Genomic DNA, 26,933 nt, shown 5'->3' with positions numbered 1-26,933 from the left:
CCATATCCTTTCACCTTGCCCCACAAACATACACCTTCAAGGGATGGTTTGAACGCTTCGCGTGATCCTAATTCTCTTATTTTTCAGAGCCTTGAGTTTGCTCCCATATCCTTTCACCTATTGCCCCCTAAACATATACCTTCGGTACTTTTTCCCTTTGTTATCAGCTTTCTAAGGCGTCGCTCCCATATCCATTCACCTTAAAACCCCATAAACATACACCTTACATAACCTGTGCCGCATTTTGTCGCCATTTATCAGTACTTTACGAGGATTTATTGACTGCTCCCATAAACGTTCACCTATGCTCCCATATCCTTTCACCTTTCATCCCATAAACGTTCACCTATTAGGGCGGCTTGCTCCCATATCCATTCACCTTTCATCCCATAAACGTTCACCTTACCCCCCGTAACATCCTGTTTCTAAGCCACTTTTCAGCCCCTAAACACTTTAAACGTTGTTTCTTAAACATATTAAACAACAACAGGGAGCCTTACGGCCCCCCGTCAGCTCAGGTTGTTGCTTTCTATTTTTGAAAATAAAAAAAGGTATGGAAGAGGCGCAGTTTACGATTTGCGCCCGAGGAGCCAGGCGTTGAGATCCTCATAGCCTGCGTAGTAGCTGCGCATATCGACAAGTTTTGCGGCATCTTGCGCGTGCTCGAACAGTTTGCGGCTGGCAGCACTGCCAGCGTCGTCGTTGTCCAGGTACAGGCGCACCTCTGCAAAACGCGGATCGTTGATGTAGGGCAGGCACGTCTCCACAGGTTCGTGCTGTTGAGCACCAGCACCGCGCCGACTGGCTGGCTTGGTTTATCTTTGGACAGGTAGGATAAGAAATCCATGAAGCCCTCAAAGACTTGCAGCCGGGTTGCTTCCGGCTTGTCATGGAAGGTCACCGCTTTACCGATTCCTATAAAACCCTCAAACAGCGCTTTACGTGCCTCAAAACCCTCTCCCGCAGGGTAACAAGGACAAAGTAGCTCCAGGTGCCCTGGGGAGCCTTAAAATCGATCTGAGAGAGGTATTGGCGCGCAATGTCATGGTCGATACCCAGCTTTGCTGCAATATCTCGCAAAGCTGGATGCTCGAGCGGCTTGCTCTCCACCAATTCCAAGGCAACACTTTTCTCTTTTTCACCCCCAGAAGTCTGATTTTCTGGCTCAGTCTATGACCGGCGCGGAGCGCCGCGCGAGATCCCGGCAGAGGTGGTCAGGGCCGAGAGCGTCGGGGAGTAGATCCCGGTCTTGTCGAGATGCGCGAGCGCGTCGCGTAAATCACAGAAACAGAGCTCTCGCACGAGGTCGAGGATGGTGCCCCGCCCGTAGCTGCCCCATGGTCAAACCACAGGTTCTTGACGGTATCTACCTTGAAGGACGGGTTTTATCGCCGTCGCGCATGGGCGAGTGATACCACAGCTCACGCCCACCCACGCATGATTTTTGAGGGCTAAGTCCCTGGCGCTCGCGGTGGGCTGCGAGCGGTATGCATTTGGCTTGCGCGATTTTCATCGTTCAAAATGTTACACGAATAAAGTGTTTGGGTGCTGAAAAAAAGGGTGAGGGGGAAGCCACACAGAGTCTTGTAATCCTACCGCTGCCCCTGGGCCGTCAAGAACCGCGCACCGCTGGCCCAAGGGGCACGGCGCGAACGGTTCACGCTGCGCTTTGACCGCCCCGAGGGGAGGGCGCGGTGGATTTACAATGTCTCAGTGTTGAGCTGAGACGTTTTATTTTCTAACGTTTTACATATGACGTTACATGACAGACGGTCCCGTGAGATCGTAGCGCTGAATGACTTGGCGCGAAAAACCCTTAGGCAGTGCCGAGTGGTGGTCACGGAAGGTATCATGGTCCAATCAGAGGCCGATCAGGTCGCGATTTTGAACAAGGTGCGAAGCTTCGATGCGTTCACGCCGGACAACGACCCTTACGGCGAACATGATTTTTGATCGTTCAACCATCAAGGCCGCAAGATTTTCTGGAAGTGGGATTATTTCGACAAGCTCAGTACATACCTGAGCCCGGACCCATCCAGCACATCCATGACGAACAGGGTGCTGACGATCATGCTGGCCGAGGAATACTAAGCCGCAAGATCCATCGAGACCGATTTGCGGGGTGAGCGTATCACCTCGTTTTTTATTTTCTCATCTAACCAAACATGAGTACACCTATCTTACTGAAAAAGCGAAAGTTTCTAGCCAAAATAACCGGTATCCAAATCGGGCAGCATTCGAGTTTTATCCAACACCACCAGAGGCCACACGGGCTTTGTTATCCATGGAGAGTTTCCAGGGCGATACCTGGGAACCAGCTTGTGGCGACGGGGCCATTTCCAAGGTACTTGAGGCGGCAGGATACCAGGTGGTCTCCACAGACCTGATAGACCGAGGCTACGGGGCAGGGGGGCACAACTTCCTGAAATCCGAGATCCCACTGGCGAAGAACATTATCACCAACCCACCCTACGGGACCCATGGGCTCGGGGATGCGTTCGTGCGCCGGGCTCTCATCCATGCCCGCAAGACCGGGGGCAGCGTGGCGATGCTGCTCAATCTGCGCTCGCTGTGTAATCCGGACCGCACGCCGAGGTTTCAGAGATGTCCGCCGACCGCGATTTATGCCCTCGATGACCTGACTTGCTGGCCGGAAGGAAAGCCGGTGTCGCGCTATGCCCGCATTGCAAAGCAGCAATATTATTGGGCGGTTTGGCATTCTGGGAAGGTCGAGAGGCCAACGTTCTGGTGGCTAGCAACCAAGTCGTTTCGCTAAACGCTAAATCTATCGCCCCGCCGAAAAGGCGGGGCTTTCTTTTTTGACTTCCCATTATTTTCGAATACACTGTCGTACAATGTACAACATAGCCCTCCTTAGGAATGCAAACCATGCCAACATCGACCTTCACGACGCGCATCGACGTCAATTTGAAGGAACGCCTTCAAACCATAGCGCGACAGGAACACCGTTCTGCGTCTTTCATGGCGAACCAAGCCATCGAACACTTTGTTGAAGAACGCGAAGCGACCAGAGCGCTGGTGGAAACCGGCTTGATGCTGATTGAGAAGGGCGCACCAACGATATCATCAGACGCGATCCATGCTTGGATGGATGGCCCTGAGGATGCCCCATTTCCCGAGCCAAATGTTTTTAAAGATTAAACGATGCAGATTGAATTTCTTCAAACATCCCAGCCTGGATTGCGCTGGATGATCCAATATTACCGGAGCAATCCGCAGCTCAGCGAAGCGAAGGCCTTTGCCAGCTTTGCTGCGACCGAGCGTAGAATTGCAGAACTTGCTCCCCCGAGGGAGACTTTTGCAGACCTCAAAGACGTCTGGGAGGTAAAGATCCAAAAAACGGCCTTTTCCTTCCTCTACACCATTCAGGGTCAAACCGTTTACGTGATCGACATTCGAGACCAACGCGGCCATCGAAGCGCTGAAGCGCTTCGTGCGTTTGATCGAGAGTTGCGCCAAAGATACGACGATTAACCTCAGAGAGCGCCTATGACAAACACCTTCAACCCGCTGGACTTTGGTTTCGATAAACTCGACCTGCAACATGGTAGCCTGCGATTTTATGAATATTGCTCGGGTGATTTTTGTGACGGCAAGGTCAATCCCCACCGCATCAACGTCTATCTGACCCAGGACGGCGACTTCGTCACCGTTTGGGATGGCTTGTTTGATACCGCCTTTGTGAGCCAGGCCTTCCACGATCTTATTGGGAAGGTAGGGCTTGGCGATGTTGATTTCTTTACCACGTACCACACGCCACTATTTCGGGGACATATCGAGACCCAGGATGAGGCGAAGATTATCCTTAAGGCGCTGCGCTTTGACCGCCTCAGACCAAGTATCATCAGGATCGATGAGGACAATCGGATCTGCTGCGACAGCCTGTAAACGTCGCTATAAACTTTTGACAATTCACGCTTTTCTCGCACAATTCTCCCTGACCGCCTAACGGCGCTCATCAACCCACCAGTCTTTCGAGACTGGTGGACGCCAGCTTTGAGAGACTCCCCAAAACAGGGAGAAGAGGCATGGCACAACATGCAGCGGCCGAGAGCCGTGGCGCTGCTTTAGCAGCGTTCAAAAAGACCTTTCGCGAGCTGGCACCCTACAAACACCGCTACGAGGTTTTCAAAGACTTCGTGACAATGGCCGCGTGCAGTTTGCACAACAGCCTTCACAAGGATCCTGCCCGCGAAGAGGAATATCTGGCGATCATCGCTGGCTACAAAAAACCAGACCAAGAGGCCTTTCCAAAATTGATGGCCCACTTGGTCATGGCACTGGACAGCGAGCCGCGTGACATTCTCGGGCCGCTCTACATGGAGCTCGAGATTGCCAACAAGGACGCAGGGCAATTCTTCACCCCGCCCGAGCTCTCTGAGCTGATGGCCAACTTGACCTTCGGGGATATGCTTGGCCGCTTGGATAGCCAGCCGTTTATCACGGCAGGTGAACCCGCATGCGGGGGAGGGGGGATGATCTTGGCCTTGGTCAAGGTGATGACCCGAGCGGGACATGACCCCGCCCGCAAGCTCTGGGTGCAGGCTATCGACGTGGACCGTTTAGCAGCACTTATGTGCTACGTTCAGCTGAGCCTGTGGAATGTGCCCGCCGAGATTATCGTCGGGAACACGCTCAGCTGGGACATCCGCGAAGTCTGGTACACGCCCGCCCACCACATGGGACTTTGGAAGTATCGATTACGCCGGACGGAAAACAGCCTCGAGGTTGAAATTTCAGCCACGGAGCGCCCGGCGCATAAAACGCCGCCGCCCGAACCGACGACCCCTCTGACGCAGCGCACACCTGAACCCCCAGCCGTCAAGCCAAGCCAGCTTGGCTTTGACTTCTGAGGGTCCCATGGCGACAGATTATGAGGAACACCAGATCGACAGGAAAGGGCAGGACATCACCGTGCGGTGGTGCCCGCAGTGGCTGGGCGGTGATACCGCCCATCTTGAGATTGTGACCAAAGACCGCCAAGCGCATCCGATATCCGCAACCGGATACCGCTCGCATTTCTGCCCGCGCGAGCTGGTGGAAGAGGCCGGTGGCCCGGTGGCGTTCACGCTTGCCTGGTTGGAGAGGAAAGATGACGGCAAACCCGTTCAACTTTCGCTTCTATGAAACTGATAGAGCCCCCGATTGGGGGCTCTTTTCATGATTCATTCTTTTGACGTAACTCCCAAGGACCCCATCGGATATCGGGTTTTGTGTTGCCCTTGCGACGTTAGAGCCGAGCGATGATCTGTTGTGGTGATAGGGTGAGTGTTTCGAGGATATTGCCCCCGTGTTTTCTGACCGTCGAGATGACGGATCTGATGTCAGCGAAGACCTGCGCGCCCTCGAGGGTGCGGAAAGTTCCCGAGATTTTCATGCGCAACTTCATCATGCGCAGGTCCCATTCGGCCTGATTGTTGGTGAAGGGAACTGTGAAGTCCGTAAGGAACCTTAGGACGTCATCACGGTAGTCGCGCAAGCGGACCAGAAGGTTATGGCCTGGCCGCCTGGCTTTTCGGCCTCGCGCACCAGTGCGTCTAGCCAGTGGGTCTTGTCGCTCATGGAAGGCGAGGCCCTCGGTGAGGATAGCCATGTATTTGGTGAGGATGCCGTGGTGAACCGACGTGGGGAGTTCGGTCTCGCCTCGCCCCTGAGCCGCGCACTTGAGCTGATTGGCGCTGTTGAGCAGCACGCTCATCGCGCACGCCCACGGCTCCTTTTCGATTTCTTCGATGGCCTTGAGTTCCCGTAAATGATGCGCCCCGCACAGGGCGTGCGCGTCCACCCCACTCATATGGGCGTAATAGGACTTCCAGTGGTCATGAACAATTGTCCCGCCGGTCAGGAAGGATGGAACAGCACCGCGCTTGGCGCTGATGCGATAATGCGTGAAGGCGAGATCGCTGATTGAGTGCAGCCAGTGCAGCTTACCAGCAACACGAAGTCCGGTCTCATCCAGATGCCGAACGCCGCCTTCATTGAGCCGGGCCAGAATGTGTTCGACGACGCCACCCAAGGTACGCGCTGTGCCGTTCACCCAGTTGGTCACGCTGGCCGCGCATAGGCTGGTGGCACCAAACAAATCACGCAGGAGTTGGCAGACCCGATCCTCGGGGATCAGCTGCTGAACATTGCAGTAGACCGCCGCCGCCCGAATGCGCTTACCGTATTGCACGTGTGCATTCACGCCATCGGGAAAGGTGGCTGTCGTCGTGGCTCGGCAATGGCCACAACAATAAATCGCTGCCTGATGCTCTGTGACCTCCAGACGCGGCACCGGTATGTCATAAACCTGACGCCTCTCCACCGCCTTGATCATCCCAGCCGTCAAGCCATGCTGACAGGTGCCACAGGCCTCAGCCTCATGTCGCTCCACAAAGTCAGGCGTTGCTGTCTGACGTAGGGTGTCGCCTCGGTGGCCAACTTAGCCACCACTTTTCTTACCGGACTTACCACGCAGGCTACGCGGTACCGGCTTCTTCAACCCATCACTCGAAGGCGGCTTGCTGCTATTACTGCTGTTCTTGGCCAACTGACGCCGCAGATCCGCATTCTCTTGCGCCATGCTCGCCAACGCGGCTTCCAACTCGGCGATCCTGCGCAGAGCCGTGGCGAGGAGTTGTTCAAGAGCAGTAACTTGGTCCATTCCACCAATGATTCAGAGAAATCGTCACAGCGCCACGAAATTCAGACCACAACAGAAAATTCATGCGCCTAATGGCCAAGGAGACTCACATCAAAACTGACAAAAACCCGTTATCGGCTGGGGTGCTTGGGAGTTACCTTTTGACATTGAACTCAAAAGGCATACAGTGTCTGACATAAGCTTACTTTCTAATTTTTGGATGATGACCACAATGACCAGCCCCCGTTTCACCATGCGTCTCGATCCTGAGCTGAAGGATTGGCTCGAGACTGAGGCAAAGCGCAAAGATCGCAGCGCGGCCTATGTTGCAAAACAGGCTATTCAGGATTTGAAAAATAAGACGGAAGCGAAGGGGCAGATGATCTGTGAGGCGATAGCCGAGGCAGATAAGGGCGCGTTTATTTCAGAGGACAAAATGACCGCTTGGTTTGAATCCCTTGGAACAGACCATGAGCTTCCCGAGCCGGAAGCTGATATTTTTCGTAACCAGTCCTAAAATATGCAAATCAAGTTTCTTGCGGAATCCAAAGCGGATTTGCGGTGGTTCAAACAGTATTATTCACGCGTGTTTCCGGCGGGGAGAACAAAAGCTGACCAGCAATACCGATCCTTGTTGATCCTACTTAAAAGCCAACCGCGTGCTGGCCACCAAGATAACAATTACCCCGGTGTTTTTGAGTACAACTTGCCAGGAATACCTTTCACGGTGCTGTATCGTATCAAAGACGAAGCGATAGAAATTATGCGTCTGTATGACCAGCGCGGCGAATTTTCAAACGACCGTAAAAGCTAAACACTTTTTCTTTTTCACACGTATCCCCTTTGGCCTTTAAAAACTAAAAGCGCCCCCAATTGGGGGCGCTTTATCGTTCGCACACAAGCGCGATGGTTCGAGAAAACATGGAAACAGGATCTATGGCGTGCCATCCGTTTTTGATCGTTGGGTCAGCCATTCACAGAGTTCATCGCCGGATTTTTCAAATGCAGCGATCTTTTCTCCTATGGCTTCAAACTGCGTTTTGAGCTGCTCGAAATCGTCTTCGATAGCCGCCATGCGGGGTGAATATTCCTGCATGAGCAGATACGTGAGCCCGTCAGAATTCCCTTTTTCTGCTGCTACCTGACACCGCGAGATTGTTGCTTGCAGGGCGTGGAAACGCTTCGAGTGAGATATTTTCATGAGAAAATATAAGAAATAGTACGGCAATTTTATCCAAAATGCGCTGATCGGCAAATCGAACCGTAAAGATCTTCGGGAGGATCACTGAGGTCAGCACATAGGCCGACCGTGTGAGTGGCGCTGCTTTTCTTGCGCTGGTACTGGCTTTTCTGTGGGGCCGGCGACATAATTGCCTGAAACAAGACAGCAGGATTCCCGCCTATGCGACTGACAGCCCCGACCTTTATCGTCTTTGTGATCTCTCTTATTTGCGCCGCGCTGGCGCTGCTCCCGGTTCTCGGTGTGGCCGTGGTGGCCTTGCCGATCTCGGGCTTTTGGCTGATGACGATTGCTTGGGGCTTGCTGCTGGCAGGTGTTCTGTTCCGAGGGGTGTAATCCAGAAATGGCGAAGGCAACTAAACTCGATCAGCTGAGCGACCAAGTGGTCACAGCGCTGCTTGAAAAGCATGCGTGCCCGTTGCCGTTCCACGCGGTGCGGGCTTTGTTTATGGGTAATATCGCCACGCCGGATATGACGACCTCCACGATGCAGACCATTCGTGATTTATGGGGCGGCGAGTTGCCCAAGTTTGAAACCAAGCAAGACGCTGAAATCTTGATGATGTGCTTGATGCAGGGCCTCTGGAATGGGCTGAGCGCGTATCAAAACCGCACGAACCCTTTCAAACTGACACGGGTGAAGAGCCCGCAGCCGAGCTGGGAGGCGCTTGCGCGCCTGTCTTTGCTGCGGCGCGAAGAGATTGATGGGTTTATCGAAGGGCTGTTTGCTGGGCATGAGGAAATAGACCTGCCTGAAAAGGCACATCGCGCGACCAATATGTTGGGCGAAATCCGCGCCATGCTGGCGGGCTTGCATGGTTTGGCAATGAAGAACAACACTACGCCCACGGACACCCAAGAGCTGGATGGGATGATCAAGCAGGTGCGTGAGCTGAGTATCATCGCAGAAAAGGAAATCAACGTCGCTATTCAGTCGTGCAAACGCGCGCGGGCGCAGATGTTGGAAACCTATACGGCCGAAAAACCGGTGCTGCATTGATGAGCGAGGACCACACGCAATTTGAGGTATTTCCCGACCGACTTCATTTGCGCCGCGTGGATCCGGCGAAGAAGATGCGCCGGTTTTATCTGATGACGGTGCAACGGGATTTGTTTGGTGGAGCCCAACTGGTGCGTGAGTGGGGTAGCATTGGCAGCTCCGGGAAGATCATGAGCAGCCATCACGCTGATGAAGCGCAGGCCGTGGATGCCTTGGCTGAAATCTTCGCGGCGAAACGCAAACGGGGATATGAGTTTTGAGCGTTCCAGATGACTACAGCAGGTATCGTCAAGTTATTGCCTCCAAGCCGCAATGGGGGTCACCGGTCTGTTTTACCCTGCCTTTAGTTCACATGTGATGTCGTCCCAAATGCTGTGAGCATCTGAGCGAGATTGCCGATAGGCAGGGGCGGATAGTTTGTGGCGGCGAGGGCGAAAGATTGTTTGGACCTGATCATGTACGGACAGAAATCGTTGCGCTTGGCGAGGTGATTTGAACCTCCCCATTATCTTCTCTCGTCGCCGGGTGGGCCTGTGCGAAACTTACGCTCGATTATTCAATCCCTTGTGGGCACGATGGTCGATACCAGGCGCCAGTTTCCGGAGGGCCGCCCCATAACTTCCCAGTTTGTCGGTAACAAGGACGCGCGGTTGACCGTATTGCTTGAACAATTTGCGAAAGAAACGGTCTGCTGCCTTTGTATTGCGGCGTGACTGTACAAGAATATCCAGCACGTCACCCTTGCTATCAACAGCGCGCCAAAGCCAATACTTTTTGCCACGGATTGTGATCACTACCTCGTCGAGATGCCACTTATCCGATGGTGCAGGCCGATCACGGCGTATGACTTTGGCATATTGGTGGCCAAATTTTCCAACCCATGACCTGATTGTTTCATAACTGACGATCACACCGCGCTTGTATAAAAGGTCCTCGACATCGCGAAAGCTCATCGGAAAACGAAAGTATGCCCATACAGCGTAGGAAATAATTTCAGGCGGGAAACGATGTCCCTTAAAGGCCCCGGATTGTTTGGCTTTTGTCATATGGTTTCGTACGATTGAGAAAGACCCCCGTCAACTTGACGATACCCGAAAAAGCCCACCCTTCAAGGTGGCAGGCTTTAAGTCTCGTTATTCCAGAGGATAAATCAATTTCTATAGTTCAAACCAGCTCAAGTCTGATGCTGCGGCCAACAACTTGTGCGGCGCGCGATAGAACCGCCAGCGTCACGCCATCATTGGACGGATCAAGCAGGCGATCGAGCTGCGAGCGGCTGGTATCAAGGCGCTTAGCCATCTCGACTTTTGAGATATGCTGATCTCTCATTGCCGCCGCCAATTGAAAGGCGAGGACGCGCTTCACAGCTTGTTCGGTGGTCTCGTCATAGGTCCCCTGCTCTTTTAGGAAATCCTCGAAAAGCGCTCCAGCTTTGCCTACTTCTACTTCGTTGGTCATTTCAGTCCTCGCATTCGTTTATCAGCCGTCTCCAGTTCCTTGACTGGCGTCTTCTGGCTCTTTTTTATAAACCCGTGAAGTAACACCATGTTACCCTCATGTGCGCAGAAAAAGACCCGCGCAATCCGGCCAACACCCAGGTTTGACCGAACTTCCCAAAGTCCTTTGTGGCCTTTGAGCGACCGGCAAAGCGGCATGCCAATTGGCCATCCAAACTCGGCAGTCTGTATATCATCGCCAATCAATTTTCTATCTTCAGGCGTCAGGCCTAAGAGCCAATTTCGTACAGGCACCCTGCCCGCTTCAGACTCAAAAAATCTTGCTGGTAGTCGTTTTTGTGTTGTCACCACTTAATGTACCTAAAAAGGTACATCGCGGCAAGCCTTTTCTTTTCTATTTGAAATACATCTCCATGAAATCATGTTATCACTATTTCATGGAGATGTAGGATTCCCACATAGCCATAAATAATTGAGACTTTGAGCCCTTTGAGTATCCAAATGTCTCCCCTGCCTTTGCGCTGAAAGCATTAAAAACTTCTGGCGGTATCATCACTTGAAGAGGTTTATTCTTGCCCTCAGACTTGCACGGATCAGCCTGGATAACATTTGTGGTTTTCTCACGCGGTGGCGGCGTGCCCTTTTTCAAAATTGATGTGTTTGCCATTACACTGCCTCCTTCTCAGAAGCGATCGCCCCAAGACGGTTGATGATTGATTGTGCCAAGCGTTCCGCTTTCTCGTTCAATGTGCGGTGCGGTGTCTCCGTGATTACCTTCCCGGCATCATGGGCAATGCCATAGGCAGTTGAGACCGGCACAAACCCATCGAGCGTCACATAATCCGTTAGATCCAGATAAGCACGCGCTGCATTGAGCTCTGCTTCGCTATTGGTCGTCTTAACCAGGGCAAAGGCAATCTGGCTTGCACGGATACCAGCATCAGCTAGGCTATGCGCCAACTTCACTGCGGGACGCAGATCATCCTTGGTCTGTCCCGTTGGGATCACAGTCAAATGCGCCGCCTTAGCAATTTCCAACGTTTGCTGGAAGGAATGCGGGCGTCCATCAAGGATGTAAGCGTCAAACCGTCCCGATTCTGCCAAAGCTGTTTTGAGATTTCCGAAAGGTTGGACCTGAATTTCAGGCTCAATTTGCGCTTCAGCGCGATCCGCAGCCCATTCCGTGCATGTTGTTTGTTGTGTGTCGAGGTCTGCGATCTTAACCGAAAACCCGTCCTTTGCCAGCTCGCGTGCAAAGAGCCGTGCTAGTGTCGACTTACCAGCCCCACCTTTTTGCGAGACCATTCCTATAATGTAGCTCATGATGTACCTGCTCGGTTTATTTTTTCCACGGTACCATGGTATCACGTTTAATCAATACATTGTTATCATGATTTCATGAAGGCCCGATATTTGTTTACCATGGTATCATGTTAACTTTATTTCATGACATTATGGATTACCGCGCTTCTCGTACCAGCTCTTACAAAATTTGATAAAATGACGGGCAGGGTGCTTGGGTTCAATTTCATTTTCGCCAAGCCACGAGCGCCATTCCCACTCTAAAACATATATATCCCATCCTGGCGCAACCGTCTTGGCATCATGGAGAGCCTCAGGATCAAGGCGGCCTTCCCATGCAACGACAGAGGTTGTGATCAACATCGTGCCTCGATTGCGAAATGTGACCATGTCCATTTCGGTATCAAAAGAAACGCTATAGTCGGGCAAATGGTCAAAGTTAGCCAGATCACGCAGCATTTGCCGGAAGCGTTTGAGCGGGCTTTGCGAGCCTGTTTTCTTGAGCAGGTTTGCGAGCCCGATCTTCCATTCATCTTGCTGACCACAATGTTTCCGAGCAATCTCATAGACACGCCGCTCAATGGGTTTGCGCAGCCGGAAATAATCCCGATGCAGCGTTAGAACCTCTTGATCTCGGATCGCATTGAATACCCAATCCGAGAGTTTAACCTCGCACCACAGCAGACGGCCATCGAGACCGTGTTTTCGGCGAATAGAAGACGCATCAATCAAGCCAAAGCTGTCCGATTGCTCTTCATCGCCGGAGCGAATGTTTGTGCGAATGCGCGTACCTTCAAGTCGATCCAGTGCCTCAATCAGCGCCATGTAATCCCGGCCACTGGTGCCACGATTTGTAAAAATCAGTAGATCGCGCGAGTTAATACGGACACGCGGCGAGACTGGTTGATTGCGCTTCAGCTTCGCCATGATCTGCGAAATACAGTAGATCAAGATATCCTTATCGTAAATTGTCGCCAAGCCTTTGACGCTTGGCGTAATCTCGATCCAGTTGCCTTTATGCTCATATCGGCGAACATTTGTTTCGGGCTTCTTTGAAAGCGAGTAAAAAGGGTGCTCCATATGAACCATGACATCTTTGAGAACGGCGTCAGCCACATCACAGATGAACAGATCATGCTGCGGATGGCGGTCCGGCATTAGGGGCAGGGGCGTCTTCTCTTCGTTAACGGCAGATAAAAGCCCTAGATTCGTGGTTTTAGTGTCCATGCTTCATCTTCGTGGTATTAGGTGCCGTCTGTCAAGGTTCGTGGTATTAGGCACCCTTGGTTAGATTCGTGGTATTAGGCACCCTTGGTTAGATTCGTGGTATTAGGCACCCTTGGTTAGATTCGTGGTATTAGGTACCAAGATTCGTGGTATTAGGTACCAAGATTCGTGGTATTAGTTACCAGCCATTTCTATTATACTTTTTATTTCAGTAACTTACATGACGATATCCACTGCTTAACACATATATTAACACATATTTAACACAAACATCTTGGGTTTAGACGCGTATAAAGCTCAGTTCAGCGGATTTTCATCATACAGCAGCCGATACAACTTACTCTTGAAGTACATGTTCTGCTTCGCTTTGAGCGGGTTACGATTACCAACAAACAACAGCAACTCGTCCGCTTTCATTACCATCACCTGCTCTGCAGTCATAAGCTTTTGACTCTGCTCAGAGTAGGAAAAATCGCGGCCTTCATGTACTGATTTACCTTCACTAATTTGCTGAGAATAGACGGTGTTCTCGCCGAAGTGACGCGCTGCCCATTCGGCGGTTTCAATATCATTCAGGTTGAAGACACGCTTCGTGATGCAAAATCCAAAGATCGAACGCGCGCCGTTAGGACCATAGGCTTTTTCAACTTGGCCAGTGTCTTGCGTCACAAACAAAGCTTCGACCCCTGCACCCGCCGCCATATTGGCGATGTTCATAATCTGCTCCATGCGTCCCATCCTGACAAATTCATCGAGGACGAGCAGGATAGGGGCCTTAACCTTCCGCCGCCCGTCCTGGCGCACGACCGTTCCTAGAACGAGATTGATAAACAGCCGCATGAACACGGATTGCTTATCCACCTGATCGAGAGGGACTGCGATGAACAGATCGACTTTGTCATCAAGAAGCTCGTCCATCCTAAAGCTGGAGCGTTCCAAAAACCGTCGGATGTTCTCCGACTGCATCCACTCAAAGGCTTTCGATACCGCCTGCGCGCAGAATAGTCTGCGCCGGGCGGTGGCCGACGAGGTGGGTACTGTCGGCCCAAGCCTCAAGGGTCGCGTCGAGCTTGGATGACAAAAGAAGATCAGCCACGGCGATCAGATTGCGCCGGTCGGGTTCTTCCTGTGTCACGATCACTTCGATCGCCGCCGCGACCAGCTGGCGGGCCATTTCCGCAAAATGCGCTCCATCGCCGTGTTCGGGTTGGGGGTATCCACACAAGACCCCTTAAACAGCGCGTTACGTGCCACAAAAACCTCTCCCGCAGGTAACCCCCCCGGGCAAAGTAGTTCCAAGCACCCTGAGGAGCCTTAAAATCGATCTGAGAGAGGTGTTGGCGCACAATGTCATGGTTGATACCCAGCTTTGCGAGATATTGCAGCAAAGCTGGATGCTCGAGCGGCTTGCTCTCCACCAATTCCAAGGGAACACTTTTCTCTTTTTCACCCACAGAAATCTGATTTTCTGGCTCAGTCTATGACCGGCGCGGAGCGCCGCGCGAGATCCCGGCAGAGGTGGTCAGGGCCGAGAGCGCCGGGGAGTAGAGCCCGGTCTTGTCGAGATGCGCGAGCGCGTCGCGTAAATCACAGGAACAGAGCTCTCGCACGAGGTCGAGGATGGTGCCGCCCGTAGCTGCCCCATGGTCAAACCACAGGTTCTTGACGGTATCTACCTTGAAGGACGGGTTTTATCGCCGTCGCGCATGGGCGAGTGATACCACAGCTCACGCCCACCCACGCATGATTTTTGAGGGCTAAGTCCCTGGCGCTCGCGGTGGGCTGCAAGCGGTATGCATTTGGCTTGCGCGATTTTCATCGTTCAAAATGTTACACGAATAATGGCTCTTCTCCGCTTTGTTGAGTAAGAAAAGATGCTGACCATCAAGTAACCTGTTGATATGTTAGAGTCTGATTCAAAACTAACTGAACGTTCTCAATTCTTTGTGAGATGCCGTGTGACGCGTCTGATATGCGCGATGAGGATCCAAGCCTCTGCGCTTGCGATGGATTTCTCCCAATCTTTCGATAGGCGGCGACATCGGTTCAGCCAGGCGAAGGTGCGCTCGACGACCCACCGCCGCGGCAGCACTTCAAAGCCCTCCGCGGTGTCAGAGCGTTTGACGATCTGGACGGTCCATCGGCCGAGGGCCTTTAGCGCGTCCCGCAGTTTGGGTCCTGCATACCCGCCATCCGCAAATACATGTCGCAATGATGGATAGCGCAAGGCGATCACTTTCAGCACATCGGGTGCGCCATCCCGGTCCTGAATTCCGGCGCTGTGGACCACCAAGCCTATCAGCAATCCAACCGTATCGGTTACGATGTGGCGCTTGCGGCCCTTGATCCGTTTGCCCGCATCATACCCCCTAGTACCACCGCTTTCAGTGGTTTTTACGCTCTGGCTATCTATGACCCCTGCCGTTGGCTGGGCTTTGCGGTTCTCGGCCAGACGCGCAGCTTCGACCAGCTTCTGATTTATCTCATCAAGCAAGCCGTCATCACGCCACGCGTAGAAATAGCCCCGAACCGTTGAAACCGGAGGGAAGTCGTTGGGCAACATACGCCATTGGCATCCGGTCGTTGCAATGTAGAGGAGCGCGTCAACCACGTCGCGCAAACGTGTCGTACGGGGCCGACCAGTTGTCTTCGGTGGCGGCATTGAAGGCGCTATCAACGCCCATTCCGCATCGTTCATATCGCTTGCGTATTTATCGCCATTTCGGTCATGTTGACGGCGGGTGAGTTTAGTCCAAGCCATTGTGATCTCCATTCAGCTTCACAACCGAACAGAATCACAAACTACTGAACTCACTCAAATAGTTTTAAATCGGGCTCTTAGGTTTCTGACAACTTTACATAGGGCAGGTATATGACCATCGACATCTCGCAACATATTTTACGCCTGAAGGGGCAACGTGTAAATGAAATTGAGCTGGCTGAAGACGGTGCGAAGGTTATTGTTCAGTGCAGTCGGGATGCCCGCAGGAGCGCTATAGACCCTGCAACCGGCAAGAAGGGTAGCATCAACCAACATATTCGCCGACAAGTAAACGACATCCCGTTTTTTGGGTATCCTTGTGTGATTGAGATTGAGCTAGCGCAGGTTTTTATTAGCAAGGGTGAGCGCCGCATTGAGGCGTGTCCTTTTGTTGATAAAGGGTGCCGTTTCACCCATCGATTTTGCCATCTTATCAGTGGATTGTGCCGTCATTTATCCATTCTGGCTGTCTCCAGGCATTTAGGTATACGATGGGAGACGGTAAAGAATATCGACAAGGCATACCTGATGGAAACGCTCCCTGCGCTTGATCCCGCACAGCTTGCTGGCTTGGAATACATTGGTGTCGATGAAGTGGCCCGGGCGAAAGGTCATGACTATATGACGGTGGTCTACGATATGGTCGGAGGGCATCTGATCTGGGTGGAAGCCGGTCGAACTGCCGAAGTTTTTTCAAGGTTTTTGAAACAGCTGCGGCCAGATACAGCCCATAAAATAAAGGCCGTGTCGATGGATATGGGGCCTGCCTACCAAAAGGCTGTCAGGGAGTCCTTGCCGATGGCCGACATCGTATTTGACCGTTTCCACGTCATGAAAAACTACAGCAAGGCTATCCATAATCAGCGTCGCCTTGAGTTCAGGAAGGCCGATCCAAGTGGTAAAGAGTTGATGAAGGGCACGCATTATCTGTTGCTCAAAAATGCGGATAAGTTGAATGAAAAACAAAGTAACAAGCTGCAAACGTTGCTGGAGAGCAATAGCAACCTGAATACGCTTTACGTCTTAAAAGAACAGCTTCAGGCTCTGTGGAGCGCCCCATCATTTGAGGGGATGTCAGAGCAACTGGAAAATTGGTGCCTGATCGCAGATCAGTCACACATGCTCTATCTGAAAAAGTTCGCAAAATCCCTAAGAAAACATTGTGTGGGCATATGCAACTACGCGAAACACAAGCTGACAAGCGCCAGGATAGAGGCTGGTAATGTCAGTATAGGAATGATCCGCAAACTAGCCAGGGGCATCAGGGATACCGCCAGGGGAATCGCATGAGATTTAGGTGTTAATTATTTCGGCGAGGAAATCATCATCCCATGATGCAATGTGGCGCTTTGATCGCAGGCTATGCTTCCCCTTTACGGAGCGCAGCATGTTGCTTGCAGCGTGTTTTATGGTCGTAAAATTCGCTGGAGCATTGCCTTTTCGGATACGGCATTCATCGTCGCGAAACACCATGTCCATGACCCAATGCAGCCCGTTTTCTATTCCCCAGTGGTCACGGATGGCTTTGGCGTGATGTTCAGCATCTGATGTCATTGATGAAATGTAATAGCGGGTTTCGGCGCGCGTTTTATCCTGCAGGATGGCGTGGTACTGGACCATAACGATGCTTTTCAAACCGGGCCAATTGTGGTCCGCTTTAAGCCAGTCAATATCCGTGCACACTGTGACCCTCCTTGTTTCGATACGGCCATGAGACTTCTCTACCGTTTCGTGGTAAGTGACTGTTGTGTCGTCATAATCTACGGCCGCCTGTTCCGTCATGAATAATTCTGTGTCCTTGCGTAGGCTGCCCTGATTACCCTTCAAAGCGAGGATGTAGTCTGCTTCTTTGGAGATGATCTTCGCGGCGATTTCGCGTTGGCATCCCATAGCGTCGATGGTGACAATAGCCCCCTTCAGGGTGAGCAGTTCCAACAGTTCTGGTATGGCCGTTATCTCGTTGGACTTGCCGTCCACCTGCCGTTGCGCCAGCGTCAGATTCCATTCCGAACTCCAGGCCGAGATCATGTGAATTGCGGCCTTGCCGCCAGCTTTATCCAGGCTGCGGCGAGAGGTTTTCCCATCAATCGCGACCACTCCAGTCACCGTCTTGTTAAGGGAGGCCACCCAGTCGATAAAACAGGCCTGAAACGCCTCGGCATCCAAGGCCGCAAAGATGTTTCCAAGTTGGTCATGGGACGGTGTCCCGTCTGCAAAAGGTAGAAAACGCTTCAAAAAGCCCAGTTTCTTGGTCCCATATATCGAGATGGCCGTCCAGTCATTGGCACCTGACAAAACAGCGCATAGGGTTAAGAGGAGTATTTCCGGCAAAGGGTAAGTCACTTTAACCTCTTGACGTGAATCGCTTATATCTGAAAAATGCGTAAGAAATTCAATGGGATGGATCTCAGGTGAACTTGGGGTTGGCATGGCATATGACCTCGTTAAAACAGTAAAGATCACCCATCGAATCAGCCTCTACAACATTTGTCGACATCGTTATTGTTCATGCGATTGCCTTGGGGATACCGAATACTTCAAACTCAAAATTAGACAATCATCCATCCCAGATAATCAATCTATGTTCTATTTGAAATCCTAGAATAACTCAACAAAGCGGAGAAGAGCCGAAAGATTGTTTGTAACAAACTAGAGCGCTACACTACATCATAGATCACTATGAGATAGGTAGTAGCTACATGACACAAGTAACAATATCAGAGGCTGCAAGACGGGTGGGCGTTGCTCGGTCTACATTGTTGCGACACATTAAGACCGGTAAGGTTTCAAAGGTTATTGGTAAAGATGGAAAGCCAAGCTTGGATACGTCCGAGCTGTTGCGAGTGTATGGTGATCTGAAAGTATCTGATACAGATGATACAAGCGCTACACTACATCAAAACCATAGCACGCTACATGTTGATACAGGTGACCGCTACACCGAAAAAGACATAGAAATCGCAACTTTACGAGCCGAACTTAAGGCGACGCTACAGCGGTTAGACGAATTCAAAGAAGAGCGCGACGAATGGCGGGGAGTAGCTAAAAAAGGACAAGCCTTGCTCACTGACGCGGGGCAGGGGAGGCCCCGTCAAGGATTGTGGGCGCGGGTATTCGGCAAACAGGGGTAGTTCTCCTTCAAGCGCGCCTAATGGTGTTTGTGCTGACCTCGAACAGACGCGCCAACTCTGCGATGGCATGGATGCAGGGACGAGGAGACGCCAATGAGTTCGGGCAATATCCGGGCATCTATTGCAGCAGCGCAGGCGGGCAGGTGATCGAACAGGACTACGGGTTCAGCTATTGCGCGATCTGGATCAACGCGCCGGACCAGTGAACGTCCGGCCATGCCTCGGCTCAAACAATATCGTTCGCCGCAGCGTCGATGATCATTTGCAAAGATGCCATGGCGGCTTTATGGCTCACCGTCCGGCCAGCTTTAACGTCTGCAAGTCCGCGCTGGATACCCTAGATGGTGGCTGACTCTGCTCCTAAGATCTGTAGCTGTCGGGCTGCTGGTTGTCATGGCATCGGCTTCCAAGGGTTGATGATCTGCACGCCTGTCGGTTCAAAATCCGCAACATTGCGTGTGACGATTGGCATGGCGTGAGTGATCCCTGTCGCGGCTATCAGGGCGTCCCGGTCACTGCGGGGGTCTGGAACATGCAAAGCGGCACAGCAGAGCGCGACAGGCCCGTTTACGGATAAAATGCGGCCCTCAAAGGCCGGAAGCACCCTATCAGCCATCCACGCCCTCAAAGCGGCGCCCTGAGTGCTGTCACGCCTTTCCATTTGCCTGACACCCATCTCAAGTTCCAAGAGCGTGATAGCAGACAGAAAAAGCGCGGACGGATCTTGATCAGCGGCCCATGCAACGACGTTGGTGTCCGCCTTACCTGTTTTTGCTTTGCGGAGCTCGGAGACCACGTTCGTATCGAGAATGAACATCAGGACAAATCAGCGGGACGTGTGAGGCTACCCAAGCGATCCGGTTCAAACGATACGTCTGCCGCCTCTGGATCAGCAAGCAAATCGAGAATACTTTCCTGCAGTCCAGCAAGCTGTCTGTAGGCTTCAATGCTGAGCAAGACATGAGCGGGTTTGCCCCGGTCTGTGATGAACACAGGCCCTTCTTGCGCAGCCCGCTTTGCACCACTGGCGTCTTGATTGAACGTCCGACTGTTGATCGTTGTCATTCCCATTGCTCACATCCTTCTAAGCACCTTAATGTAGTAACATTACTACAACAAGCTATAATGTCAATCTGAACCCTTCAATGACTAGATTAGGGCGGGTAAATTAAGCGCCAAAATCATTCAAATAAAGTAACTCCCAAGGACCCCATCGGATATCGGGTTTTGTGTTGCCCTTGCGACGTTAGAGCCGCGCGATGATCTGTTGTGGTGATAGGGTGAGTGTTTCGAGGATATTGCCCCCGTGTTTTCTGACCGTCGAGATGACGGATCTGATGTCAGCGAAGACCTGCGCGCCCTCGAGGGTGCGGAAAGTTCCCGAGATTTTCATGCGCAACTTCATCATGCGCAGGTCCCATTCGGCCTGATTGTTGGTGAAGGGAACTGTGAAGTCCGTAAGGAACCTTAGGACGTCATCACGGTAGTCGCGCAAGCGGACCAGAAGGTTATGGCCTGGCCGCCTGGCTTTTCGGCCTCGCGCACCAGTGCGTCTAGCCAGTGGGTCTTGTCGCTCATGGAAGGCGAGGCCCTCGGTGAGGATAGCCATGTATTTGGTGAGGATGCCGTGGTGAACCGACGTGGGGAGTTCGGTCTCGCCTCGCCCCTGAGCCGCGCACTTGAGCTGATTGGCGCTGTTGAGCAGCACGCTCATCGCGCACGCCCACGGCTCCTTTTCGATTTCTTCGATGGCCTTGAGTTCCCGTAAATGATGCGCCCCGCACAGGGCGTGCGCGTCCACCCCACTCATATGGGCGTAATAGGACTTCCAGTGGTCATGAACAATTGTCCCGCCGGTCAGGAAGGATGGAACAGCACCGCGCTTGGCGCTGATGCGATAATGCGTGAAGGCGAGATCGCTGATTGAGTGCAGCCAGTGCAGCTTACCAGCAACACGAAGTCCGGTCTCATCCAGATGCCGAACGCCGCCTTCATTGAGCCGGGCCAGAATGTGTTCGACGACGCCACCCAAGGTACGCGCTGTGCCGTTCACCCAGTTGGTCACGCTGGCCGCGCATAGGCTGGTGGCACCAAACAAATCACGCAGGAGTTGGCAGACCCAATCCTCGGGGATCAGCTGCTGAACATTGCAGTAGACCGCCGCCGCCCGAATGCGCTTACCGTATTGCACGTGTGCATTCACGCCATCGGGAAAGGTGGCTGTCGTCGTGGCTCGGCAATGGCCACAACAATAAATCGCTGCCTGATGCTCTGTGACCTCCAGACGCGGCACCGGTATGTCATAAACCTGACGCCTCTCCACCGCCTTGATCATCCCAGCCGTCAAGCCATGCTGACAGGTGCCACAGGCCTCAGCCTCATGTCGCTCCACAAAGTCAGGCGTTGCTGTCTGACGTAGGGTGTCGCCTCGGTGGCCAACTTGGCCACCACTTTTCTTACCGGACTTACCACGCAGGCTACGCGGTACCGGCTTCTTCAACCCATCACTCGAAGGCGGCTTGCTGCTATTACTGCTGTTCTTGGCCAACTGACGCCGCAGATCCGCATTCTCTTGCGCCATGCTCGCCAACGCGGCTTCCAACTCGGCGATCCTGCGCAGAGCCGTGGCGAGGAGTTGTTCAAGAGCAGTAACTTGGTCCATTCCACCAATGATTCAGAGAAATCGTCACAGCGCCACGAAATTCAGACCACAACAGAAAATTCATGCGCCTAATGGCCAAGGAGACTCACATCAAAACTGACAAAAACCCGTTATCGGCTGGGGTGCTTGGGAGTTACCAAATAAATTTATCAAAAAGCGCGTAGCGCCTTTCTTGTTCTTAAGTTCTATAAGGTCAAGTGGCATAACCTACTGGTAATGAAGTATTTTCCCTGTTTGAGACTAGGGATCCAGCCAATTGTGCTAGTTTACTAATCAGCCAACCTAGCCTATTCGCTAGGCATGGGAAAAACAACGCAAGTGGCTGCTGATCGCGCCTATGATCAGACTAAAACGGTGCTGCCTGCTGAGGTGGCACAGGGTGTATACAGGCGTTGTTGCATAGATCCCGCGTGGTTTGATAGTGAGGCGTTCTGTTCTCAGTAGGATGCTGTAAATGCCGCACAAGTTCAATGCCGGTCGCCGTGACAAGATCCCGAAACAAAAGCAGCGGGTGACCAACTGGGCTGAGTACAATGAAGGTTTGCGGTGGCGCGGTGACCTGACGGTTTGGATCAGCGAAGACGCAATTGGTTTGTGGTCAGCCGCGCGTCGAACGACGCGGGGTGGTCAGCGGCGCTACTCCAATCTGGCAATTGAGCTGTGAAGGCTTATCCCCTTTGCTCCGGCGGCACCTGATGTAGTGCGAAGCGGCTTGCCAATCTAGAATGTTCTGGTATTGTTCTTCCCATGCCAGCCAGATGGAAAAACGACAAACCCATGTCCCGCCCCGCGTTCGACGCCAGGTTTTCTGATGAGGAAGCGTGTTCGCATTATCTGGTGGAACATCGTTGGCCTGAGGGCTTCGTCTGTCCTTCCTGTGGCACCTGCAAGGGCTGGCCGTTAAAGCGAAATCGCGCGACTTGGGAATGTGCCGGTTGCGCACGGCAGACATCCGTGACGGCTGGCACGGTAATGCACAGCAGCCATTTGCCGTTGCGAATTTGGTTTCTTGCCGCGCACATCATCACCAGCCATTCCAACGGCATGTCAGCGCTGCAACTTCAGGCGCAACTTGGCCTTGGCAGCTACAAGACGGGTCGCCATCGTCGCTCGGACCGATGGCGCTTCTCGGCGACCTCCTCTTGCAAAAGCTGCGGCGGTCGATGGTCAACCCTGACCGCAACCCCCTAAAAGACCTTGTCGAAATCGATGAAACAGAGATGCCGTTCCGGTCCCGGCATGATCCCGAGGACCGGCCAAAGGGTGGGCGCAGCCCGGTTGGAAAGATGTTTGTCGTCTGTGCCGTCGAGTTATCAAGTGACGGACATCCGCGCCGTATCAGGATGAAACACATTCCCGACGGCGCGTCAAAGACGCTGCACGGGTTCATTGGTCAGGCTGTAGAGCCTGGCGCTCACATCATCACGGATGGCTGGCTCGGTTACGAAAATCCTCCTGCAAACACGCATGAGGCAAAGGTCGTCAGCGGCAAGAAGGCACACGACATACTCCACTGGGTCCACCGCGTGTTCTCCAACCTAAAAACGTGGGCAAAAGGCGTCTTCCACGGCCTCAGAAAGTGCCATCTACAACGCTATCTCGACGAATTCGTGTTCCGCTGGAACCGACGGCGACACATGCGAAGCGCCTTCGACACGCTGCTGGGGATCGGTGTTGGTCTCGGGCCAGCGACATATCGTGATTTTGTTAAACAGCGCGCCTGAAGGGCCTCGTTCACGGCAAAAGCCACGCCCTATAAACCCACCAGACGTTACAAACTGATCCGATCCGCCTCTAAAGCCACAAGGGCAAGATTCTGCGCCGCGTCAACATGTGGGGCAACCGGACTAAAAGGGATAAGCCTTTGAGCTGTGCTTGACGTTGGGTATGGTTTTCAAGCAACCGCTGCGTCAAACTCAGGGCTTGATGCGCTCCATTGCGAGGCTGCTGGGAGCTGAGATCGCGGTACCGGACTTTTCCACACTATCGCGTCGGAGTAACGGGCTGATATTACAAACGGCGCCCCGAGAAAACAGCCGAGCCACGATCCACCTGGCGGTTGACAGTACCGGCCTCAAAATCTTCGGGGAAGGTGAGTGGTTAGAAGAGAAGCATAAAACCAAGGGCAAACGGCGCTCTTGGCGCAAGCTCCACCTCGGCCTTGATCTTGTCAGTGGCGAGATCGTCTGTTCCGAGTTGACCACGGATGAGGTCGGCGATCCGACAGCGCTACCGGACCTGTTGGATCAAGTCGACAGCCCTGTTGATCTGTTTCTCGCCCCCTCTCGGCATTTGCTTCGCAATTGCCTGCCAGGCAATGGATGGAGCTTACGATGGAGAACCCACATCTGACTTGCTTGTCGCTCGATTTGGATCGACAATCGAGGTCACGATCCCGCCTCCCAAAAACGCAGTACTGAGCTCGAACGCGGCACAGGATCCGACAGTGCGCGATCGCCATATTGCCGACATCTCAGTCCGCGGGCGGATGGGCTGGCAGAGGGCTTCCGGCTACAATCAGCGCAGCCGGGCTGAAACCCTAATGAGTCGCTGGAAGACCGTGATCGGGCCCAAACTCAAGGCACGCTCGTTCAAAAATCAGAAAACCGAAGCCAAGATTGGCGTCCGCATACTCAATCGGATGACCGAACTTGGCCGTCCCAATTTCGAACGTACCGCCTGAATTCCGTCTCGGGTAGGGCGCGTTCCGCGCCGCATCTGATCCATGCAACACGGCCTGTAATCCTTGTATTTCCACCCTTTGGCATGGCCTTTGGAGAAGTTACGTGTACGCTTTTGGGGTGCAGACCTTGATCGTGTGATCAGACCTTTCTGTCGTAAAAAACTCAGGATGCGCCCCACGGTGCTATCACTTATGGTTTGGTTTTTATCACGGCGCAAAACAACCCCGATTTCCTCCTTTCCAAAGGTTTCATTATCGCGCCGAACATCAAGCACCAACTGCTTTTCTGCCTTGCCCCACTGTGTCTTGTTGCGGTGCTTCGGAGCCTTTGATGGCGGTAGAATTGCCTGAGCCAAGTCCTTCAATATCCGCTTGTGACGGTAGTATGTCGCGCGGGAGATGCCGACAAATTCAGCGCATTTAGTTAGGGAAACGCCTTCTGCGCGTAAGGCGTTCCAATGCCGAACCCTGTCTTCGTATTTGATACGATATGCATCCAAACATTCTTGTGTTCGCGCCCATGCATAAAGTTTATAAACGTTCTTGTGCTGTCTTAGGATTTGCATATTGGCCTCGTGAGTTGGTTTCTTACAATACTCAGTCTCCGAGGCCGCCTAAATCTTGGCAACAAAAATCAGTCTCACATCTATCTGAACTTATTCATTGAAAACCATACCCAGCGTCAGGCATGCTGATATGGCCATATCAGAGTATGTGGGTTGGCCGCCTGGCGTCTGACGGTTGTCGGCAAGCCACTTATCTTCAACTTCAGGGCTCAACCAAATTGTCACATCACCACGCTGACGCAGGCCTTCATTGTAAACTCGCCAGTTGGTGACCTTCTGTCGCTTCTTTTCAAACTTGTGGAGGCGGTACGCGTTGAATTTGTGCGGCATCATGAATATCCAAGTCGTTGGCAAGCTGGGTGCCTAGCAGACCCCGCCGGGGTCCCTGCAACAACGCCCCCGAGAGGCCTCCTGTCAGCTCCAGAGCGCCTGTAGAGACTGAGATCGGAGCGCTGAAGTCCATACTGGCGGTGAGCTGCATCAGGCTGACTGTCTGGCCCGGGATCGTGTTGCCCAAGCTATCAGTTCACGCCGGATGCCCACTATGCGCCGCACGATTAAGAACTTCTTCTGCCCACTGGTTCAGGCTTTTGCCTGACAGCTCTGCTGCCAGTGCAGCCTTGCGGTGGACCTCTGGATCGACGCGAAACATCACACGGCCAGAGTATGGCTTCTGTGGTTCCTTGCCTATCTTGGCGCATGTATCGACGTAATCATCGACGGCCTCATGGAACGCGTCTTTCAGCTCTTCCACACTGTCTGCGTGGAAGCCTACGCCGTCACGGATGCCAGCAATCTGGCCGGTCATGATGCCGTCTTCATCGTCATATTCGATGCGGGCAGAGTAACCTTTGTAAGTCATCGTATTTGTCATGGCCTGACCCCTATCCTTTCCAAAAACGCTCGAGCTGCGCGGACTTGATACCGCTTAGCTTCCTTGGCTGGGTGTGGACGATGAAACGTCTCAACCTCGTCATCCTTCACGAAGCGCACCCGCGAACCGTTGCCTTCAACGACCTCGGCATCAGCGGCGATGAGTAGCTTTTCAATCGCTGTCCATTCTACCGTTCCTGACACTGGGTCAGTGAAAACAGTGGCAAGTGCTTTGCGGTGCTTGTTGTTCATAAGGCCATATAAGACATGCTTGCGCTTAATGCAAGCATGTCTGCTCTTTTTGAGCCTATTGCCAACCAGATGTTCCGTTCAACAAACGGTGGTTTTTGGAGTGGACTGGAAGCGGGTGCCCCTCGCCATTTGGTGTTGCTGCTGAAACTTTCCGACGGTAAATGAGAGCCGAATACTTAGAGAGAAAGTTGAAACTATGGCGATCACTGACTTGGAAAAACTGTCCATCGAAGAACTGAATAAATTGCAAAAAGATGCAGCTAAAGCGATAGCAAGCTTTGAAGATCGTAAGCGTGCAGACGCGATTGCAGAGTTAGAGGAAGTTGCGCAGAAGCATGGATATAAGCTGGCGGATCTTATGGGTAGTAAAAAAGCTAAAGTTGCTTCGCCCGCCAAGTATAAGCATCCAGAAGATTCATCGCTCACCTGGAATGGGCGTGGTAGACAGCCAAATTGGATCAAGGATGGGCTCTCAGCAGGGAAATCGCTAGACGACTTTGCGATCTAAAAACGCTGGTTTTGAGCGACCTATCCGGCCAACCCCAAAACCAGCGCCAGCGATCTGTTCACGCTGACCATTGATGCGTCATCGAGGTGGCCAAAAGCTGCCCCTATCTTGTCGGTCTTCACCGTCATTGGTTTGTCCAGCATGATCTGTGACGCCTTTCGCAAGCCGTTGTCTGGCGACGGCTCTACAGTGGGGCGCAAGAGCGGTGCATCGATCAGCGTGGATGTGATCGGCAGAATCACAACCGACCCCAGATCAGCAAACTGGTCAGCCTGAATGACAAGCGCCGGGCGCGGTTTTCCATAGTCGCCTTGCAAAGCAACAGTCACCAGATCACCGCGCTTCACTTCCATTCGTCCAAGTCAGCAAGAGCGGCATCCATGAAGTCTGAAAGCCCAGTGTCGAGCTGGTCTGCCTGTGCCACTAGAGCGGCTTGTCGGCGGCACTCTGCGGCGAAGCCAGGGCGGCGGGTATCAGGCACCCAAATTTGCACGGGGCGAAGTCCAGCGGCCCGCAGGGTATCGCGGCGCTTCTGGACACGTTCTGAAACAGGTGTTGGCATGGTACACTCCTATTCGTTACATGTAACGAACAGGAGTGCCTATTTCAACCCTCTACGACGTTC

The 26,933-nt window shown here is 52.9% G+C and carries 35 protein-coding genes and 8 pseudogenes; 20 read left to right on the top strand and 23 right to left on the bottom strand.

Going from position 1 to position 26,933, the window contains the following annotated elements; genetic code table 11:
• Positions 1-569: 569 nt before the first annotated feature.
• Positions 570-767: a toprim domain-containing protein gene (locus OA238_RS27615; protein WP_044039099.1), complete on the bottom strand. Its 198-nt coding sequence runs from the start codon at positions 765-767 to the stop codon at positions 570-572.
• A 985-nt stretch (positions 768-1,752) separates the two neighbouring features.
• Here OA238_RS27615 and OA238_RS32350 point away from each other — a divergent pair.
• From OA238_RS32350 to OA238_RS27575, 7 genes and pseudogenes are all read left to right on the top strand, one after another.
• Positions 1,753-2,091 (top strand): annotated as a pseudogene (locus OA238_RS32350) (DUF3768 domain-containing protein).
• A gap of 31 nt (positions 2,092-2,122) precedes the next feature.
• Positions 2,123-2,776, top strand: coding sequence for a TRM11 family methyltransferase (locus OA238_RS29520; RefSeq protein ID WP_144056096.1), 654 nt, complete (start codon positions 2,123-2,125; stop codon positions 2,774-2,776).
• Positions 2,777-2,889: 113 nt separating this feature from the next.
• The gene (locus OA238_RS27595) at positions 2,890-3,162 is read left to right on the top strand and encodes a CopG family ribbon-helix-helix protein (RefSeq protein ID WP_144056095.1); all 273 of its coding nucleotides are present in this window, start codon (positions 2,890-2,892) and stop codon (positions 3,160-3,162) included.
• Between the two features lie 48 nt (positions 3,163-3,210).
• On the top strand, positions 3,211-3,495 hold the full coding sequence (locus tag OA238_RS27590; RefSeq protein ID WP_015497719.1) for a hypothetical protein: 285 nt from the start codon (positions 3,211-3,213) through the stop codon (positions 3,493-3,495).
• 15 nt (positions 3,496-3,510) lie between these two features.
• Entirely contained in the window at positions 3,511-3,909 is a 399-nt protein-coding gene (locus OA238_RS27585) for a hypothetical protein (protein ID WP_015497718.1), read from the top strand.
• A 140-nt stretch (positions 3,910-4,049) separates the two neighbouring features.
• The gene (locus OA238_RS27580) at positions 4,050-4,874 is read left to right on the top strand and encodes an N-6 DNA methylase (protein WP_015497717.1); all 825 of its coding nucleotides are present in this window, start codon (positions 4,050-4,052) and stop codon (positions 4,872-4,874) included.
• Between the two features lie 7 nt (positions 4,875-4,881).
• On the top strand, positions 4,882-5,148 hold the full coding sequence (locus OA238_RS27575) for a hypothetical protein (protein ID WP_015497716.1): 267 nt from the start codon (positions 4,882-4,884) through the stop codon (positions 5,146-5,148).
• Between the two features lie 103 nt (positions 5,149-5,251).
• On the opposite strand, the pseudogene tnpC (OA238_RS29515) reads toward OA238_RS27575, so the two are convergent.
• A pseudogene (gene tnpC, locus OA238_RS29515) lies at positions 5,252-6,430 on the bottom strand (IS66 family transposase); the annotation flags it as partial.
• 15 nt (positions 6,431-6,445) lie between these two features.
• Complete coding sequence (locus OA238_RS34370) at positions 6,446-6,667, bottom strand: DUF6444 domain-containing protein (RefSeq protein ID WP_015495645.1); 222 nt, start codon at positions 6,665-6,667, stop codon at positions 6,446-6,448.
• 211 nt (positions 6,668-6,878) lie between these two features.
• On the opposite strand from OA238_RS34370, the gene OA238_RS27565 reads away from it, so the two are divergent.
• On the top strand, positions 6,879-7,163 hold the full coding sequence (locus OA238_RS27565; protein WP_015497714.1) for a CopG family ribbon-helix-helix protein: 285 nt from the start codon (positions 6,879-6,881) through the stop codon (positions 7,161-7,163).
• Between the two features lie 3 nt (positions 7,164-7,166).
• Complete coding sequence (locus OA238_RS27560) at positions 7,167-7,460, top strand: type II toxin-antitoxin system RelE/ParE family toxin (RefSeq protein WP_044039091.1); 294 nt, start codon at positions 7,167-7,169, stop codon at positions 7,458-7,460.
• A gap of 120 nt (positions 7,461-7,580) precedes the next feature.
• Here OA238_RS27560 and OA238_RS31105 read toward each other — a convergent pair whose 3' ends face one another.
• Positions 7,581-7,901, bottom strand: coding sequence for a hypothetical protein (locus tag OA238_RS31105; RefSeq protein WP_144056094.1), 321 nt, complete (start codon positions 7,899-7,901; stop codon positions 7,581-7,583).
• Positions 7,902-8,048: 147 nt separating this feature from the next.
• On the opposite strand from OA238_RS31105, the gene OA238_RS33265 reads away from it, so the two are divergent.
• Genes OA238_RS33265 through OA238_RS27550 form a run of 3 tightly spaced genes read left to right on the top strand, consistent with a single transcriptional unit; the run spans position 8,049 to position 9,146 of the window.
• Positions 8,049-8,222: a hypothetical protein gene (locus tag OA238_RS33265; protein WP_085982821.1), complete on the top strand. Its 174-nt coding sequence runs from the start codon at positions 8,049-8,051 to the stop codon at positions 8,220-8,222.
• Between the two features lie 7 nt (positions 8,223-8,229).
• Complete coding sequence (locus tag OA238_RS27555; RefSeq protein ID WP_015497712.1) at positions 8,230-8,886, top strand: hypothetical protein; 657 nt, start codon at positions 8,230-8,232, stop codon at positions 8,884-8,886.
• Complete coding sequence (locus OA238_RS27550) at positions 8,886-9,146, top strand: WGR domain-containing protein (RefSeq protein WP_015497711.1); 261 nt, start codon at positions 8,886-8,888, stop codon at positions 9,144-9,146. Before OA238_RS27555 ends, OA238_RS27550 begins: the two co-directional genes overlap by 1 nt.
• A 72-nt stretch (positions 9,147-9,218) precedes the next feature.
• Here the strand turns inward: OA238_RS27550 and OA238_RS27545 are convergent.
• The 9 genes and pseudogenes from OA238_RS27545 to OA238_RS27510 all read right to left on the bottom strand — a co-directional run bounded on the left by OA238_RS27545 (position 9,219) and on the right by OA238_RS27510 (position 15,633).
• A pseudogene (locus OA238_RS27545) lies at positions 9,219-9,932 on the bottom strand (IS6 family transposase).
• A gap of 118 nt (positions 9,933-10,050) precedes the next feature.
• Positions 10,051-10,344, bottom strand: coding sequence for a helix-turn-helix domain-containing protein (locus OA238_RS27540; RefSeq protein WP_015497709.1), 294 nt, complete (start codon positions 10,342-10,344; stop codon positions 10,051-10,053).
• Positions 10,341-10,637, bottom strand: a complete 297-nt coding sequence (locus OA238_RS27535) for a type II toxin-antitoxin system RelE/ParE family toxin (RefSeq protein WP_338042852.1) — start codon at positions 10,635-10,637, stop codon at positions 10,341-10,343. The genes OA238_RS27540 and OA238_RS27535 overlap by 4 nt, the downstream gene beginning before the upstream one ends.
• A 136-nt stretch (positions 10,638-10,773) precedes the next feature.
• Entirely contained in the window at positions 10,774-11,010 is a 237-nt protein-coding gene (locus OA238_RS27530) for a hypothetical protein (protein WP_044039087.1), read from the bottom strand.
• Positions 11,010-11,666 (bottom strand): ParA family protein, encoded by a 657-nt coding sequence (locus tag OA238_RS27525; protein WP_015497707.1) that lies wholly within the window; start codon positions 11,664-11,666, stop codon positions 11,010-11,012. The genes OA238_RS27530 and OA238_RS27525 overlap by 1 nt, the downstream gene beginning before the upstream one ends.
• A gap of 129 nt (positions 11,667-11,795) precedes the next feature.
• On the bottom strand, positions 11,796-12,803 hold the full coding sequence (locus OA238_RS27520; RefSeq protein ID WP_245581588.1) for a replication initiator protein A: 1,008 nt from the start codon (positions 12,801-12,803) through the stop codon (positions 11,796-11,798).
• A gap of 366 nt (positions 12,804-13,169) precedes the next feature.
• On the bottom strand, positions 13,170-13,838 hold the full coding sequence (locus OA238_RS27515) for a type IV secretory system conjugative DNA transfer family protein (protein ID WP_015497705.1): 669 nt from the start codon (positions 13,836-13,838) through the stop codon (positions 13,170-13,172).
• Positions 13,839-13,842: 4 nt separating this feature from the next.
• Entirely contained in the window at positions 13,843-14,097 is a 255-nt protein-coding gene (locus OA238_RS29505; protein WP_144056093.1) for a hypothetical protein, read from the bottom strand.
• Positions 14,098-14,808: 711 nt separating this feature from the next.
• On the bottom strand, positions 14,809-15,633 hold the full coding sequence (locus OA238_RS27510; RefSeq protein ID WP_015495875.1) for an IS5 family transposase: 825 nt from the start codon (positions 15,631-15,633) through the stop codon (positions 14,809-14,811).
• A gap of 111 nt (positions 15,634-15,744) precedes the next feature.
• Between OA238_RS27510 and OA238_RS27505 the strand changes: the two genes are divergently transcribed.
• Positions 15,745-16,923 carry an ISL3 family transposase gene (locus OA238_RS27505; RefSeq protein WP_015497704.1) on the top strand — a complete coding sequence of 393 codons (1,179 nt, stop codon included), beginning with the start codon at positions 15,745-15,747 and terminating at the stop codon, positions 16,921-16,923.
• 3 nt (positions 16,924-16,926) lie between these two features.
• On the opposite strand, the gene OA238_RS27500 is transcribed toward OA238_RS27505, so the two are convergent.
• The gene (locus OA238_RS27500; protein ID WP_083906669.1) at positions 16,927-18,096 is read right to left on the bottom strand and encodes an ISAs1-like element ISOan1 family transposase; all 1,170 of its coding nucleotides are present in this window, start codon (positions 18,094-18,096) and stop codon (positions 16,927-16,929) included.
• Between the two features lie 236 nt (positions 18,097-18,332).
• Between OA238_RS27500 and OA238_RS27495 the strand changes: the two genes are divergently transcribed.
• The gene (locus OA238_RS27495) at positions 18,333-18,764 is read left to right on the top strand and encodes a hypothetical protein (RefSeq protein ID WP_015497703.1); all 432 of its coding nucleotides are present in this window, start codon (positions 18,333-18,335) and stop codon (positions 18,762-18,764) included.
• Between the two features lie 71 nt (positions 18,765-18,835).
• The gene (locus OA238_RS34655) at positions 18,836-18,970 is read left to right on the top strand and encodes a hypothetical protein (protein ID WP_275450531.1); all 135 of its coding nucleotides are present in this window, start codon (positions 18,836-18,838) and stop codon (positions 18,968-18,970) included.
• 185 nt (positions 18,971-19,155) lie between these two features.
• On the opposite strand, the gene OA238_RS27485 is transcribed toward OA238_RS34655, so the two are convergent.
• From OA238_RS27485 to tnpC (OA238_RS27475), 3 genes are all read right to left on the bottom strand, one after another.
• The gene (locus OA238_RS27485; protein WP_015497702.1) at positions 19,156-19,581 is read right to left on the bottom strand and encodes a type II toxin-antitoxin system VapC family toxin; all 426 of its coding nucleotides are present in this window, start codon (positions 19,579-19,581) and stop codon (positions 19,156-19,158) included.
• Positions 19,581-19,835, bottom strand: a complete 255-nt coding sequence (locus OA238_RS27480; RefSeq protein WP_015497701.1) for a type II toxin-antitoxin system Phd/YefM family antitoxin — start codon at positions 19,833-19,835, stop codon at positions 19,581-19,583. Before OA238_RS27480 ends, OA238_RS27485 begins: the two co-directional genes overlap by 1 nt.
• Positions 19,836-20,010: 175 nt before the next feature.
• Positions 20,011-21,426, bottom strand: coding sequence for an IS66 family transposase (gene tnpC / locus OA238_RS27475; RefSeq protein WP_015495332.1), 1,416 nt, complete (start codon positions 21,424-21,426; stop codon positions 20,011-20,013).
• A 454-nt stretch (positions 21,427-21,880) separates the two neighbouring features.
• Between tnpC (OA238_RS27475) and OA238_RS27470 the strand changes: the two are divergent.
• From OA238_RS27470 to OA238_RS31100, 3 pseudogenes are all read left to right on the top strand, one after another.
• Positions 21,881-22,084: pseudogene (locus OA238_RS27470) on the top strand (IS5 family transposase); the annotation flags it as partial.
• A gap of 89 nt (positions 22,085-22,173) precedes the next feature.
• A pseudogene (locus OA238_RS27465) lies at positions 22,174-23,150 on the top strand (IS1595 family transposase).
• Between the two features lie 136 nt (positions 23,151-23,286).
• Positions 23,287-24,109 (top strand): annotated as a pseudogene (locus tag OA238_RS31100) (IS5 family transposase); the annotation flags it as partial.
• A gap of 53 nt (positions 24,110-24,162) precedes the next feature.
• On the opposite strand, the pseudogene OA238_RS35385 reads toward OA238_RS31100, so the two are convergent.
• The 4 genes and pseudogenes from OA238_RS35385 to OA238_RS27440 all read right to left on the bottom strand — a co-directional run.
• Positions 24,163-24,675: pseudogene (locus tag OA238_RS35385) on the bottom strand (transposase family protein); the annotation flags it as partial.
• 93 nt (positions 24,676-24,768) lie between these two features.
• Positions 24,769-25,008, bottom strand: a pseudogene (locus tag OA238_RS27450) (transposase); the annotation flags it as partial.
• Positions 25,009-25,201: 193 nt separating this feature from the next.
• Positions 25,202-25,549: a type II toxin-antitoxin system HicB family antitoxin gene (locus tag OA238_RS27445; protein ID WP_015497697.1), complete on the bottom strand. Its 348-nt coding sequence runs from the start codon at positions 25,547-25,549 to the stop codon at positions 25,202-25,204.
• Positions 25,546-25,800 (bottom strand): type II toxin-antitoxin system HicA family toxin, encoded by a 255-nt coding sequence (locus OA238_RS27440; RefSeq protein ID WP_015497696.1) that lies wholly within the window; start codon positions 25,798-25,800, stop codon positions 25,546-25,548. Before OA238_RS27440 ends, OA238_RS27445 begins: the two co-directional genes overlap by 4 nt.
• 15 nt (positions 25,801-25,815) lie before the next feature.
• On the opposite strand from OA238_RS27440, the gene OA238_RS33260 reads away from it, so the two are divergent.
• Both OA238_RS33260 and OA238_RS27435 read left to right on the top strand, forming a co-directional pair.
• On the top strand, positions 25,816-25,965 hold the full coding sequence (locus OA238_RS33260) for a hypothetical protein (RefSeq protein ID WP_187293214.1): 150 nt from the start codon (positions 25,816-25,818) through the stop codon (positions 25,963-25,965).
• A 31-nt stretch (positions 25,966-25,996) separates the two neighbouring features.
• A complete protein-coding gene (locus tag OA238_RS27435) occupies positions 25,997-26,308 on the top strand; it encodes an H-NS histone family protein (RefSeq protein ID WP_015497695.1) in 312 nt (103 codons plus the stop codon).
• 20 nt (positions 26,309-26,328) lie between these two features.
• Here OA238_RS27435 and OA238_RS27430 read toward each other — a convergent pair whose 3' ends face one another.
• Positions 26,329-26,661 carry a type II toxin-antitoxin system PemK/MazF family toxin gene (locus OA238_RS27430; RefSeq protein ID WP_015497694.1) on the bottom strand — a complete coding sequence of 111 codons (333 nt, stop codon included), beginning with the start codon at positions 26,659-26,661 and terminating at the stop codon, positions 26,329-26,331.
• Positions 26,652-26,870 (bottom strand): antitoxin MazE family protein, encoded by a 219-nt coding sequence (locus OA238_RS27425; RefSeq protein WP_015497693.1) that lies wholly within the window; start codon positions 26,868-26,870, stop codon positions 26,652-26,654. Before OA238_RS27425 ends, OA238_RS27430 begins: the two co-directional genes overlap by 10 nt.
• Positions 26,871-26,933 lie beyond the last annotated feature (63 nt).

It is taken from the genome of Octadecabacter arcticus 238 (assembly GCF_000155735.2).
Lineage (GTDB): Bacteria > Pseudomonadota > Alphaproteobacteria > Rhodobacterales > Rhodobacteraceae > Octadecabacter > Octadecabacter arcticus.
Note: the sequence above shows the minus strand (reverse complement) of the source record. Positions and strands in the feature narration are given on the sequence as shown.